Source organism: Streptomyces netropsis, from assembly GCF_014203545.1.
GTDB classification, from domain to species: Bacteria; Actinomycetota; Actinomycetes; order Streptomycetales; family Streptomycetaceae; genus Streptomyces; species Streptomyces netropsis.
Genome location: NZ_JACHJG010000005.1, coordinates 298,218 through 311,796, shown reverse-complemented (window position 1 = coordinate 311,796; position 13,579 = coordinate 298,218). Strand labels below are relative to the sequence as shown.

The 13,579-nt window shown below is 72.3% G+C and carries 11 protein-coding genes; 4 read left to right on the top strand and 7 right to left on the bottom strand.

The genetic code is table 11. From position 1 onward, the window contains the following. The first annotated feature begins 33 nt into the window (after window positions 1-33). Window positions 34-1,203, top strand: a complete 1,170-nt coding sequence (locus tag FHS38_RS14895) for a P1 family peptidase (protein ID WP_184734000.1) — start codon at window positions 34-36, stop codon at window positions 1,201-1,203. A 29-nt stretch (window positions 1,204-1,232) separates the two neighbouring features. Here FHS38_RS14895 and FHS38_RS14890 read toward each other — a convergent pair whose 3' ends face one another. The 4 genes from FHS38_RS14890 to FHS38_RS14875 form a co-directional block, all read right to left on the bottom strand. Then, window positions 1,233-3,305: a PTS fructose transporter subunit IIABC gene (locus FHS38_RS14890; protein WP_184733999.1), complete on the bottom strand. Its 2,073-nt coding sequence runs from the start codon at window positions 3,303-3,305 to the stop codon at window positions 1,233-1,235. A 163-nt stretch (window positions 3,306-3,468) separates the two neighbouring features. After that, window positions 3,469-4,416, bottom strand: coding sequence for a 1-phosphofructokinase (pfkB, locus tag FHS38_RS14885; RefSeq protein ID WP_184733998.1), 948 nt, complete (start codon window positions 4,414-4,416; stop codon window positions 3,469-3,471). Next, window positions 4,413-5,174: a DeoR/GlpR family DNA-binding transcription regulator gene (locus tag FHS38_RS14880; RefSeq protein WP_184733997.1), complete on the bottom strand. Its 762-nt coding sequence runs from the start codon at window positions 5,172-5,174 to the stop codon at window positions 4,413-4,415. Before FHS38_RS14880 ends, pfkB begins: the two co-directional genes overlap by 4 nt. Window positions 5,175-5,347: 173 nt before the next feature. Next, the gene (locus FHS38_RS14875) at window positions 5,348-6,895 is read right to left on the bottom strand and encodes an MFS transporter (protein ID WP_184733996.1); all 1,548 of its coding nucleotides are present in this window, start codon (window positions 6,893-6,895) and stop codon (window positions 5,348-5,350) included. Between the two features lie 101 nt (window positions 6,896-6,996). Here FHS38_RS14875 and FHS38_RS14870 point away from each other — a divergent pair, with 101 nt between their 5' ends. Next, entirely contained in the window at window positions 6,997-7,968 is a 972-nt protein-coding gene (locus FHS38_RS14870; protein ID WP_184733995.1) for a helix-turn-helix transcriptional regulator, read from the top strand. Between the two features lie 243 nt (window positions 7,969-8,211). Here FHS38_RS14870 and FHS38_RS14865 read toward each other — a convergent pair whose 3' ends face one another. Next, the gene (locus tag FHS38_RS14865) at window positions 8,212-9,225 is read right to left on the bottom strand and encodes a sigma-70 family RNA polymerase sigma factor (protein WP_184733994.1); all 1,014 of its coding nucleotides are present in this window, start codon (window positions 9,223-9,225) and stop codon (window positions 8,212-8,214) included. 547 nt (window positions 9,226-9,772) lie between these two features. Here FHS38_RS14865 and FHS38_RS14860 point away from each other — a divergent pair. Continuing rightward, window positions 9,773-10,192: a hypothetical protein gene (locus tag FHS38_RS14860; RefSeq protein ID WP_184733993.1), complete on the top strand. Its 420-nt coding sequence runs from the start codon at window positions 9,773-9,775 to the stop codon at window positions 10,190-10,192. A 128-nt stretch (window positions 10,193-10,320) separates the two neighbouring features. On the opposite strand, the gene FHS38_RS14855 is transcribed toward FHS38_RS14860, so the two are convergent. Next, window positions 10,321-11,115 (bottom strand): dioxygenase family protein, encoded by a 795-nt coding sequence (locus FHS38_RS14855; protein ID WP_184733992.1) that lies wholly within the window; start codon window positions 11,113-11,115, stop codon window positions 10,321-10,323. Window positions 11,116-11,231: 116 nt separating this feature from the next. Between FHS38_RS14855 and FHS38_RS14850 the strand changes: the two genes are divergently transcribed. After that, window positions 11,232-11,738 (top strand): MarR family winged helix-turn-helix transcriptional regulator, encoded by a 507-nt coding sequence (locus FHS38_RS14850; protein WP_184733991.1) that lies wholly within the window; start codon window positions 11,232-11,234, stop codon window positions 11,736-11,738. Window positions 11,739-11,876: 138 nt separating this feature from the next. Here the strand turns inward: FHS38_RS14850 and FHS38_RS14845 are convergent, their stop codons facing one another. Continuing rightward, complete coding sequence (locus FHS38_RS14845; RefSeq protein WP_184733990.1) at window positions 11,877-13,394, bottom strand: MFS transporter; 1,518 nt, start codon at window positions 13,392-13,394, stop codon at window positions 11,877-11,879. Between the last annotated feature and the right edge of the window lie 185 nt (window positions 13,395-13,579).

Here is a 13,579-nt window from a genome sequence, read left to right as displayed (position 1 = left end):
ACGGGCATTCAGCTCACGTGATACGCATGCCCCATGACTGACGACCGGACCGCGCAGACCGCCGACAGCACCGATGCCCTTTTCTTCGCTTCCCCCACCTCCGGCCCACGCCCCGGCCCCTTGGACGCCCTGACCGATGTGGCCGGACTGCGGGTGGGCCACGCGCAGCGCACCGAGGGCGGGGCGCTGACCGGGACCACTGTGGTGCTCACCGAGGAAGGCGGCGCGGTCGCGGCCGTGGACGTACGGGGTGGTGGGCCCGGGACGCGGGAGACGGACGCGCTCGACCCGCGCAATCTCGTCCAGCGCGTCGAGGCGGTCGTGCTCACCGGCGGCAGCGCCTTCGGGCTGGACGCCGCGTCCGGGGTGGTGGGCTGGTTGGAGGACGCGGGTCGTGGTTTCCGCGTCGGCCCGGACCCCGCCCAGGTGGTGCCCGTCGTGCCCGCGGCGGCCCTGTTCGACCTGGGCCGCGGCGGTGACTGGCGGGCCCGCCCCGACGCGGCGCTCGGCCGGGAGGCCGCCGAGGCGGCTTCCCGTACGAAGCCGGGGGCGCCCGTCGCGCAGGGCAACGTCGGCGCGGGCACGGGTGCGGTGGTCGGCGGCCTCAAGGGCGGCATCGGCACGGCGAGCGTGGTGCTGCCCTCGGGGGTGACGGTGGCGGCCGTCGCGGCGGTCAACGCGGTGGGGTCGGCGGCCGATCCACTGACGGGAGCGCTGTACGGGCGGCTCTTCGAGGGCCGGGTCGAGTACCCCTCGGCGGACCGCCACGTCGCCGCCCAGCAGGCCCTGGACGCCGCACGGCAGGAGTCGGCGAAGCGCTCGGCCGCGTCCGCGCGGCCGCCGCTCAACACCACGATCGCCGTCGTCGCCACGGACGCCGTCCTGACCCGCGCCCAGGCGCAGAAGCTGGCGGGCACGTCCCACGACGGCCTGGCCCGCGCCGTGCGGCCCGTGCATCTGCTGACCGACGGTGACACGGTCTTCGCCCTGGCCACGGGCGAGCGGCCGATGATCGCCGGGAGCACCGCGGGGGAGCTCGGTGATCTCGAACGCGGCGTTCTCGAACTCGGCGTTCTCAACGAGATCCTGGCCGCGGGCGCGGACGTCCTCACCCGGTCCGTGGCGAAGGCCGTGCTCGCGGCGGAGGGGGTGGACGGCCCGGGCGGCGTCTTCCCCTCCTACCGCGAGTTGTACGGCGACTGAGCGGGCCCGGACGGGGCCTCGCGCCGGGGTCAGACAGCCGCGGCGACCGGCGCCCCGTCCTCGGCCGGGAGGGCGGCCTGCGGCGGGGCGGGCCTGCGGAGGCCCTTGAGCAGGAGCACCACGGCGGCACTGACCGCCGTGCCCGCCACGACGGCGAGCAGACAGAGGAACGGCGAGCCGATCAGCGGCACCACGAAGACACCACCGTGCGGGGCGCGCAGTGTGCAGCCGAAGGCCATGGACAGGGCGCCGGTGACCGCGCCGCCCGCCATCGCCGAGGGGATCACCCGCAGCGGGTCCGCCGCCGCGAACGGGATCGCGCCCTCGGTGATGAAGGACGCCCCGAGCACCCAGGCCGCCTTGCCGTTCTCCCGCTCGGAGGCGGTGAAGAGCCGTCCGCGCACGGTCGTGGCCAGTGCCATCGCCAGCGGCGGGACCATTCCGGCCGCCATGACCGCGGCCATCACCTTCAGGCTGCCCTCGTTGGGGTCGGCGAGGCCGCCGACGGCGAAGGCGTACGCGACCTTGTTGAGCGGACCGCCGAGGTCGGCGGCCATGAGCAGGCCGAGGAGGGCGCCCAGGATGACGGCGTTGGTCCCGGACAGTCCGCCCAGCCAGTCGGTCAGTGCCTTCTGCAACGCGGCGACGGGCTTGCCGACCACCAGGAACATCAGAAAGCCGACGACCGCCGAGGACAGCAGCGGAATCACCACGACCGGCATGATGCCGCGCAGCGCGGCCGGTACGTCGATCCGCTGCACGGCCATGACGACCGCGCCCGCGAGGAGACCCGCGGTCAGGCCGCCGAGGAAGCCCGCGTCGACCGTCAGCGCGATGGAGCCGCCGACGAACCCGGGGACGAGACCGGGGCGGTCGGCCATGCCGTACGCGATGAACCCGGCCAGGACCGGCACGAGGAACGCGAACGCGACGCCGCCGATCTGGAACAGCAGCGCGGCCCAGCTCGCGGACTCGGTCCACGCGAAGTGGTCGGCCACGGAAGGCGCCTTGTCGATCCCGTACCCGCCGATGGCGAAGGCGAGCGCGATCAGCAGCCCGCCCGCCGCGACGAAGGGGACCACGTAACTGACCCCGGTCATCAGCCACTTGCGCAGCCGGGTCGCGAAGCCGTCCCCCGCGTCGGCTCCCGCGTCCATGGGGGCGGCGGGAGCGACGCGTTCGCCGCGCGCGGCCTTCTCCCGCACCTCGGCGATCAGCTCGCCGGGCCGGTTGATCCCGGCCTTGACCCCGACGTCCACGGTCGGCAGCCCCGCGAAGCGGTCCTTGTCCCGCACCTCGACGTCGTGCGCGAAGATCACTCCGTCCGCCGCGGCGACGACCGCCGGGTCCAGCTTCACGAACCCGGCGGATCCCTGCGTCTCGACCACCACCTCCACCCCGGCGGCCCGCCCGGCTGACTCCAGGGCCTCGGCGGCCATATAGGTGTGCGCGATACCGGTGGGACAGGAGGTGACGGCGACGATACGGAAGGGGTGGGCGTCGGCAGTCGGCGACGCGGCCGGCCCGGGGCCGGTGGCAGGGCGCTCGCCCGTACCGGCCGTGTCACCGCCGTCGGACGGCGTCGCGGCAACCTCGGCCGCCGCAGGCGCGGGCACGTCGTCGGCCCCCGGTGCCGCGTCGCCGTCCACCGACGGCTCCGGCTCGTCGCCACGGATCAAGGCCGCCGCCACGCCGGGCTCCCCCGCCGCGCGCAGCGCGGACGTGAACTCCGGGTCCATCAAGTGGCGGGCCAGCGCGGACAGGATCGACAGGTGGTCGGCGTCGCCGCCCGTCGGGGCCGCGATGAGGAAGATCAGGTCCGCCGGGCCGTCCGGGGCGCCGAAGTCGATGCCCGCGGCGGAGCGGCCGAAGGCGAGGGTCGGTTCGGTGACGTGTTCGCTGCGGCAGTGGGGTATGCCGATGCCCCCGTCGAGACCGGTGGGCATCTGGGCCTCGCGCGCGGCGACGTCGGCGAGGAAGCCGTCGAGGTCGGTGACGCGTCCCAGGTCCCGCATGCGTTCGGCGAGCGATCTCGCCGCGGCTTCCTTGGTCTCGGCGGACAGGTCGAGATCGACCAGGTCAGCCGTGATCAGCTCACTCATCGCGGGCTCCTTTGCTCGCGGTAGCGCCCTGCGGGCGGTGGGGGGGAGGGACGTCAGGGGACGGCGGGTGCGGACTCCCGCATCGGTGCCGGGTGGTTCCCCGGCGTCAGGGCGTGCCGTAATCGGCGGCTGCGGAGAGTCCGGTGCCCGCCCCCTGCCCCGGTCACCGCACCGGCTCCGTCAGGGCACGGACGGAGGGAACCTCGGAGGTCACCGTCACCGACGACGGGTCGAGGTCCGTCGGTGTCGGCATGGCGCTGCCCGGGAGCTGGACCGCCGCCGCGCCGTGGGCGAGGGCGGCGGCGAGGGCCTCGGGGCCCGTGCCGCCCGCGGCGAGGAAGCCGGCCAGTGACGCGTCGCCCGCGCCGACGTTGCTGCGCACGGACGGGACGCGGGCGGTGCCGAAGTACGTACCGGAGTCGTCGACCAGTAGTTGGCCGTCGGCGCCGAGGCTGGCCAGGACCGCCCGCGCGCCCAGGCCGCGCAGTTCCGCCGCCGCCTCGGCCGCGTCGCCGACCGTGGCGAGCGGGCGGCCGACGGCCAGCGACAGTTCCTCCGCGTTGGGCTTGACGACGTCCGGGCGCATCCGCAGCGCGGCGGTCAGGGCCGGCCCGGAGGTGTCCAGGGCGATGCGGGCGCCGGCGTCGTGGGCGCGGGCCACCAACTGCCCGTACCACTCGGGCGGGAGCCCGCGCGGGAGGCTGCCGCAGCAGGCGATCCAGTCGGCGCCCGCCGACCGGTCCCGCACGGTCGTCAGCAGCGACTCCGCCTCGGCGCGGCCCAGTTCGGGGCCGGCCGCGTTGACCTTCGTGAGGGTGCCGTCCGGTTCGGCGACCGCGATGTTGACCCGGGTCGAGCCCCGCACGGGCACGCCCGCCACGTCGATGCCGAGGTCGCCGAGCAGCCGCGCCAGCAGCGCGCCCTCCGGGCCGCCGAGCGGCAGCACCGCCACCGTGCGGTGCCCGGCGGCGGCCACCGCGCGCGAGACGTTGACGCCCTTGCCGCCGGGGTCGACCCGGTCGGCGGCGGCGCGCAGCACCGCGCCGCGCTCCAGCCGGGGGACCTCGTACGTACGGTCCAGGCTCGGGTTGGGGGTGACGGTGAGGATCACGCGCGTACCGTCCGGGTGCCGGCGCGCTCGATGGCGAGGGCGTCCTCGGGGGCGAGGCCGGTGTCGGTGATCAGCACGTCCACGTCGGCGAGGTCCCCGAAGCGCGCGAAGTGCCGTCGGCCGAACTTGCCGGAGTCGGCGAGGAGCACCACCCGCCGCGCGGCGGCGACGGTCGCCCGCTTGACGGCGGCTTCGGCCAGGTCCGGGGTGGTGAGGCCGTCGCCCACGGAGAAGCCGTTGGTCGCGAGGAAGACGACGTCGGCGTTGATCTCGGCGTACGCGCGCAGCGCCCAGGCGTCGACGGCCGCGCGGGTGCGGTGCCGCACCCGTCCGCCGACGAGGTGGAGGGAGATGCCGGGGTGGTCCGCGAGGCGGGCGGCGACGGGCAGGGCGTGGGTGACGACGGTGAGTTCGCGGTCCAGCGGGAGGAGGCCCGCGAACCGCGCGGCCGTCGTACCGGCGTCGATGATCACGCTGCCGCCGGCGGGCAGTTCGGCGAGCGCGGCCCGTGCGATGGCGTCCTTCTCGTCCGCCGCCGTGCTCTCGCGCTCGGCGAGGTCGGGCTCGAAGTCGAGCCGTCCGACGGGGATCGCACCGCCGTGCACCCGGCGCAGCAGCCCGGCCCGGTCCAGGGCCTTGAGGTCGCGCCGGACGGTCTCGGAGGTGACCTGGAACTCCTCGGCGAGGGACAGCACGTCCACCCGGCCGCTCTCGCGGGCGAGGCGGAGGATCTCCTGCTGGCGCTCCGGTGCGTACATGTGGTTTTACATCCGTTCCATGCCCGACCCTGTGGTTTCGCCGCCAGATTACGGCCACGGTTCCGGAAAGTAAACAGACTCGGGCATCGAACAGACGGAAACGGGCCCGGTCGGATCACCGACCGGGCCCTGTCCCCTGCTCCCCCCGGGGTCCCGGAGTGCGCGCGAAGGCGTTACCGCTTCAGCAGCTCCTTCTCGCCCTCCTGGGCCGGGACGACCGCCACGGCCTCGGCGGCGGCGACGTCGGGAGCGACCGTCTCCTCCCCATCACCCTCGGCCGTCTCGTGGTGCTTCGACCGCTTCGGCAGCAGGAACATCAGCGCGAAGACCGCGAGCAGAGCACCCGCGACCCACCACATGGCGTGCGTGAACGCTCCACCGAAGATGTCCGACGGCGTCTCGCGGCGCGGGTCGGCGTCGTCCACGACGCCGAAGAAGGCCACGGAGACCAGGCCCAGACCGATGGCGTTGCCGAGCTGCTGGGTCGTATTGATCAGGCCGGAGGCCGAGCCCGCGTGGTCGCGGGGCACCTCGGACAGCACGGCGTCCGTGATCGGGGCGACGATCAGGCCCATGCCCAGGCCCATCACGGCCAGCGGCAGCGCCATCTGCCAGGACTCGATGTCCGCGCCGTAGCGGTCGGCCTCCCAGATGTAGGTCAGCACGCCCGCCGCCATCACCAGCGCACCCGCCTGGAGCACCTTGCGCCCGTACTTCGGCACCAGCTTCTGCACGGACATGCCCGCCGCCACCGAGATCGCCAGCGAGAACGGAATGCCCGTCAGGCCCGAGCGCAGCGCCGACCAGCCCAGCCCGAGCTGCATGTACAGCGTCCAGACCAGGAAGAAGATGCCGGACGCGACGCCGAAGGTCAGCTGCACGCCGATGCCCGCCGCGAAGCTCTTGACCTTGAACAGCGACAGCTCGACGAGCGGCGAGCCGTCCTTGCGCGTCTTGTACCGCTCGTACGCGATGAACGCCGCGAGCATCGGCACCGACCCGGCCATGGAGACGAAACCCCACAGCGGCCAGTCGTGCTCCCGGCCCTGGGTGAGGGGGTAGAGCAGCATCAGCAGCGCGACGCTGGCCAGGGCCACGCCGACGATGTCCAGGCGCAGCGCCTTGGGGGCCTTGGACTCCGTGATGAAGTGCCGGCCCAGGAGCAGTCCGGCGATGCCGACGGGAACGTTGATCAGGAAGATCGGCCGCCACTCCAGGCCGAAGAGGTTCCACTGGGTCAGCAGCGCGCCCAGCAGCGGGCCGGAGACCGCGCCGAGACCCATGACGGCGCCGAACATCCCGAAGACCTTGCCACGCTCGTGGGCGGGGAAGGTCACGTGCACGATGGACAGCACCTGAGGCACCATCAGCGCGCCCATCGCGCCCTGGAGCACCCGCGAGGCCACCAGGAGCTGCGGGTCGGCCGCGACGCCGCAGAGCATCGAGGCGAGGGTGAACCCGCCCATGCCCAGCAGGAAGACCTTCTTGCGGCCGTAGATGTCGCCGAGCCGGCCGCCCGTGATCAGGCCTATGGCGAACGCGAGCGCGTACCCCTCGCTGAGCCACTGCAAGGCGCTGAAGGAGGCGTCGATGTCGCGCTTGATGCTGGGCATCGCGATGTTGACGATGGTGACGTCGACCAGGTCCATGAAGGACGCGGTCATCACCACCGCGAGCGCCAGCCAGCGGCGGCGGTCGACGGGCGGCGAATCGGTGGTCATTGCTGTACGGCCTTTCCTGGCACTTCTCTTCCGGGGACGTCGACGACGCTAACTTCCATGTAGGACACCTTGTGTCCCATATGCCTGCCAAGCTGAGTGTCATGAGCGACACACCGGCACGGTTGCTGAATCTCCTCTCGCTGCTCCAGACGCCCCGTGAGTGGCCGGGCAGCGAGCTCGCCGAGCGGCTCGGGGTCAGCTCGCGGACGATCCGCCGGGACATCGAGCGGCTCCGGGACCTCGGCTATCCCGTGCAGGCGTCGATGGGCGCGGAGGGCGGGTACCGGCTGGCCGCGGGCGCCGCCATGCCGCCCCTCGTCCTGGACGACGAGGAGGCCGTCGCCATCGCCGTGGGCCTGCGGGCCGGTGCCGGGCACGCCGTGGACGGCATCGAGGAGGCGTCCGTACGGGCCCTCGCCAAGCTGGAGCAGGTACTGCCGTCCCGGCTGCGCCACCGCGTGTCCGCCCTCCAGGCCGCGACCGTGCCGCTCGTGGGCGGCGACGGCGCGAGCGTCGACCCGCGCACGCTGACCGTGATGGCCTCGGCCGCCACCGGGCACGAGCGGCTGCGCTTCGCCTACCGCAAGGGCGACGGGACCGGGACCCGGCGGCTGGTGGAGCCGCACCAGCTGGTCAGCACGGGGCGCCGCTGGTACCTCGTGGCGTACGACATCGACCGCGACGACTGGCGGACCTTCCGCGTCGACCGGGTCAGCGAACCGCTCGCCACCGGGGCGCGTTTCACTCCGCGCGAGCTGCCGGCGGCGAACGCCGCCGAGTTCATGAGCCGGTCCCTGTCCCGCCTCCAGCCGACCTACCGGGTGGTGGCGACGCTGCACGCGCCGGCCGCGTTCGTCGCCGCCCGGCTGCAGTCCTCCCTCGGCACCCCGGTGCCGATCGACGAGAACACCTGCCGGCTGGACGCCACGGTCACGGACACGCTGGAGTGGGTGGCCTTCCGGCTCGCACTGATCGACTGCGAGTTCGAGGCGCACGAGCCGCCCGAGCTGGTGGACCATCTGCGTGAACTCGGCGCCCGCATCACCCGCGCGGCGGGTGCGACAGGGCCCTGACCCGTACGGCCGGGCGGGGTGTCCCGCCCTTCGCGAACCCGACGTCATGCCCGCAGACCGTAGGGCGGCGGACACGGCCGCGCACACCGCCGTACGGGCGCCATGGGCCCGAGGGGCCCGAAAAATGGCCTGAGGGGCCCGGAAAAGGCCGTCGGAAGAGAGGGCCGGGAAAGGGAAGGGCCCCGACGCAGGGGGGGTAGCGCCGGGGCCCGGTCTATGGGGTTATGCCTAGGATATGCCCTTTTAGGCCGCCGCGTCGAAACCGGTGTCGTGAGCCATCTTCTTCAGCTCCAGCAGCGCGTGCTTCTCGATCTGCCGGATCCGCTCACGGGTGAGGCCGTGCTGCTTGCCGACCTCGGTCAGCGTGCGCTCCCGCCCGTCCTCGATGCCGTAGCGCGCCTTGATGATCGACGCGGTGCGGTGGTCGAGACGGCTGATGAGATCCTCCAGCTCCTCGCTGCGCAGCAGCGTGAGCACGGACTGCTCCGGGGACACGGCGGAGGTGTCCTCCAGCAGGTCGCCGAACTGGGTCTCGCCCTCGTCGTCGACGTGCATGTTGAGGCTGACGGGGTCGCGGGCCCAGTCCAGCACGTCGCCGACGCGCTCGGGCGTGGAGCCCAGCTCGGCGGCGATCTCCGCGTGCTCGGGGTCCCGGCCGTTCTCCCGGTTGAACTCGCGCTGCACCCGGCGGATGCGGCCCAGCTCCTCGACCAGGTGCACGGGCAGCCGGATCGTCCGGGACTGGTCGGCGATGGACCGGGTGATGGCCTGGCGGATCCACCACGTGGCATACGTGGAGAACTTGAATCCCTTGGCGTAGTCGAACTTCTCCACCGCGCGCACCAGGCCGGCGTTGCCCTCCTGGATCAGATCGAGGAGCGGAAGTCCGCTGCGCGGGTAGCGACGGGCGACGGCCACGACGAGGCGCAGGTTCGACTTGATGAAGACGTCCTTGGCGCGGGCACCCTCGGCGGCTATCGCCTCGAGCTCCTCGCGGGACGCGGACGCGGCCGCGGAATCGCCGTCGGGGCTCTCCACGAGGCCGTCGAGGAGCTGCTGGGCGTAGACGCCCGCCTCGATGGTCTGGGACAGCTCCACTTCCTTCGCGGCGTCGAGCAGGGGTGTACGCGCGATCTCGTCGAGGTACATGCCGACCAGGTCGCGGTCGGCGATCTCCCCGCCTACGGCGCGAACACTGCTTGCCCTGTCAGGCCCCTTGTCGGCGGTCTGACGGCGGGCGACGGCACGGGTTGCCATGCGTGCTCCCTTGCGATGAGTCGGTCGCGGGACGGTGGGACCCCCGCGGAGCGCCCCGGAAATCCGGGGAGATCCCGGGAGACCCGAGAGGTACAGCCTCTTCTCGGGTGCCCCATCCGATGGAAAGAACGACTGGAATCCGGACAGAATTCCCGCGAGTCTTCTTCATTTTTCTGATCATGCAGTACCCTGTCCGGCCGCAGCGGGCGGACAGGTGCTGCGGAAGCCAACGGAAGTGCAGGTCAGACCCGGTTCCGAGGTCGGCCTCACCGCCCCTGCGGACCCGCACCACCACCGGGCCCGTGAGACGGCCGTCACCTTCGACGGCACTGACGTTCACTACGGAAGAGCGCCGCCACCGGCTGCTCTCCTACCCCACAAGACGGCCCGCACCGCCTTCCGGTTGCCCCAGAAGTCCCGGAAGGTCGGATTCTCACGCGCGACAGCCCGATGCCGGGCCACCATCGGCCACCTGTGATCGAGTTGCCGCCGCCCGGACGCGGGTGTGCCCTGGTGGGAAGGGTGGGGCGAGAGAGAGGAGCCCGCCATGTCGACGCACCCGGCTCTGCCCGGCCACCACCGTCACGAAGGCCCGGGCCCGGTCACCCGGATTTCGCACAGCACGTCCCGGTCCGCCTGGGCGGTGCCCGTCACCGGCGGCGTCGTCCTCGGCCTGTACACCGTCTTCCTCGCCGACGACAACGGCGCCTCCACGCTCGGCGCCTGGATGACCGGCCTCGTCGCGGGGCTGGTCGCCATGGGCGCCGGATACGTCCTGATCAAGGAGCGGGCCAGGATGATCGCCGAGGTCAGGGCCGCGGCGTTCGGCGCACTGTTCGGCATCAGCCTCGGCTTCCTCTACAGCCTCACCCAGGTCTCGGTGCTGCGCGCCTCGCTGTTCGGGTTCTTCCTGGGCGGGGCGATGGCCGTGGCGTCGTACTACGTCTTCTACATGCACGAGCACTGAGCGCGCGACGGCCCCTCCCCCGGCCCACCGCAAGGAAGTTCACCGGCCCCGGTCGCATCAGCGACCGAGGCCGGTGGCGCGCCCGGCGGATCCTCGCGGGCCCGTGGCGCGCTTCCGCCGCGCGGACCCTAGCCGAACTGCACCGAGCGCTTCGCGAGTCCCATCCAGAATCCGTCGATGACGCTGCGCTGCCGGTCGAGTTCGTCCTCGGCGGCGCCCAACGTGACGAAGAGCGGGGCGAAGTGCTCGGTGCGCGGGTGCGCGAGGCGCCCCGCCGGGGACTTGTTCTCGAAGTCCAGCAGCGCGTCGACGTCCCGCCCGTCCAGGACCTCGCGCCCCCACGCGTCGAACTCCGCCGACCAGGCGGGCGGCCCGGACCCCGCGTGCCGCAGCGCCGCCAGGTTGTGGGTGAAGAACCCGCTGCCGACGATCAGCACCCCCTCGTCCCGCAGCGGCGCCAGCTTGCGCCCGATCTCCATCAGCCGCCGCGGGTCGAGCGTGGGCATGGACACCTGGAGCACGGGGATCTCGGCGCCCGGGTACATCTCCACCAGCGGCACGTAGGCGCCGTGGTCGAGACCCCGGTCCGGGATGTCCTGCACGGGCGTACCGGCGCCGCGCAGCGTCTTGCGCACCCGCTCGGCGAGCTCCGGGGCGCCGGGGGCTGCGTACCGGACGCGGTAGTAGTGCTCCGGGAAGCCCCAGAAGTCGTGGACGAGCGGCACGGTCTCCGTCGCACCGAGCGCGAGCGGGGCCTCTTCCCAGTGAGCGGAGATCATCAGGATGGCGGTAGGCCGGGGCAGCCCGGCGGACCAGGCGGCGAGCTGGCCGGGCCACAGCTCGTCGTCGGCGAGGGGCGGCGCGCCGTGGGAGAGGTAGAGAGCGGGCATCCGCCCGCCGGTCGGGGTCACGGTGGCCGACATGGACCCTCCAGAGTGCTCATACTTGAACTATCAAGCTCTACCCTTGACCATAAACCTGCCTCGTTGAAAGTTCAAGCATTGACTCCGGAGGAAGCACGGATGACACAGTGGATGGCATGACCAACCAATCTGCGGGAGGCCCGCCCGAGCCCCGCTGGCTGAGCGACGAGGAGCAAGGCGTCTGGCGGGCGTACCTGCACGCCACGACGCTCCTCGAGGACCATCTCGACCGCCAGCTCCAGCGCGACGCCGGAATGCCGCACGTCTACTACGGCCTGCTGGTGCACCTCTCCCAGGCGCCCCGCCACCGGCTCCGGATGACCGAGCTCGCCCAGGACGCCAAGATCACCCGCTCCCGGCTCTCGCACGCGGTCGCCCGCCTGGAGAAGAACGGCTGGGTCCGCCGCGAGGAGTGCCCCTCCGACAAGCGCGGCCAGCTGGCCGTTCTGACGGACGAGGGCTACGAGATGCTGAAGAGGTCGGCCCCCGGCCATGTCGCCGCCGTCCGCGCGGCCATCTTCGACCGTCTCGCGCCGGAGCAGGTGGCCCAGCTCGGCGACATCTGCCGGACCATCCAGGCGGGTCTCCAGCCCGAGGGCGGCGACCTCCCGTGGACCCGCTGAGGTACTTAACGACCCCGCACCGCCGGGTCACCCCCGGGCAACGCGAAGGCCCCCCGCCGTCATGGCGAGGGGCCTTGCCTGTGCCCGCAGGTCCTGCGGGGCTCAGGGGTTCTTGCGCGGTGGGACTCAACCGGTCACTCAGTGGGCCATGACCGGGACGGCCTTCTCGATGCCCTCGTCGGCACCTTCGGCCGCGCCCTTGCCGGAGGCCGACGGACCGCCCTGACCGGCGTTGACGAACACGACCGCGATGAACGAGGACACCGCGAGGATGCCCACGGCCCACCAGATGGCGGTGGAGTAGCCGTGCACCATCGAGTTGAGCTGGAGCAGCTTCGGGTTGCTCGCGCCCGCCGCGTGCGAGGTGGCGTACGCGGTGGTGGCGCTGGCGGCGATGGTGTTGAGCAGCGCGGTGCCGATGGCGCCGCCGACCTGCTGCGAGGTGTTGACCATCGCCGAGGCGACACCGGCGTCACGGGCCTGGACACCGTGCGTGGCCAGGCTCATGGCCGGCATGAAGGCCGTACCCATGCCGAGCCCCATCAGGAGCAGACCCGGCAGGACCACGAAGGTGTACGAGCTGTCCAGGCTGATCTGCGTGAGCAGCAGCATGCCGACGGCCGCGGTCAGGAAGCCCGGGCCCATCAGCCAGCGCGCCGGGACGCGGGTCATCAGCCGGGCGCCGATCTGCGTGGAACCGGCGATCATCGTGACGATCATCGGCAGGAACGCGAGACCCGTCTTGACCGGCGAGTAGCCCCGGACGACCTGCAGGTAGTAGGTCAGGAACAGGAACAGGCCGAACATCGCGATGGCGGCGAGCCCCAGGGAGATGTAGACACCACCGCGGTTGCGGTCGGTCAGCACGCGCAGCGGCAGCAGCGGTGCCTTGACCTTCTTCTCCACGACCAGGAAGGCGAACAGCAGCACCGCCGAGGCGACGAACAGGCCGAGGGTCATGCCGGCCGTCCAGCCGTCGGACTCGGCGCGGGTGAAGCCGTAGACGAGCGAGACCAGGCCCAGGGTGGCCAGGATGACGCCGGGGATGTCCAGCTTCGAGGGGTTGCGGCTGCCGGCGGGCTCGTGGATCACGGCGATCGCGCCGAGCGCGGCGACGACGGCGAAGGGGATGTTCACGAAGAACGTCCAGCGCCAGTTCAGGTACTCGGTGAACAGACCGCCCAGGATGAGGCCGACACCACCACCGGCACCGGCGATGGCACCGAAGATGCCGAACGCCTTGGCGCGCTCCTTCGCTTCGGTGAACAGCACGGCGAGCAGCGACAGCGCCGCCGGTGCGAGCAGCGCGCCGAAGGCGCCCTGCAAGGCACGGGCGCCCAGCAGCATCCCGGTGTTGACCGCGGCACCACCGAGGGCGGAGGCGGCCGCGAAGCCGATCAGGCCGACGACGAACGCGCGCTTGCGGCCCCACAGGTCGGAGACGCGGCCGCCGAAGAGCAGTAGTCCGCCGAAGGCGAGGGCGTAGGCCGTGATGACCCACTGACGGTTGCCGTCCGAGATGCCGAGGTCGTCCTGGGCGGAAGGCAGCGCGATGTTCACGATGGTCGCGTCGAGGACGACCATCAGCTGGGCCAGGGCGATGAATATGAGCGCTTTCCAGCGCCTGGGGTCAGGGGTGGTGGCGGAGTCTTGCATGGAACGGCCTGCCTAAACGGTGCGAAGGGCGGTACGAGGGGGGTGAAGCGAAGTCAAAGGCGGTCAGGGATCGAAGCGGCGCGGCGCGCGCGGGAACGACGGACGTGGGTGGCACGGCCGTGAAATGCACGGCCCGGCCCCCGTGCCGGACGGAACTACTGATGGGCGCGGGTCCTCACTCATGA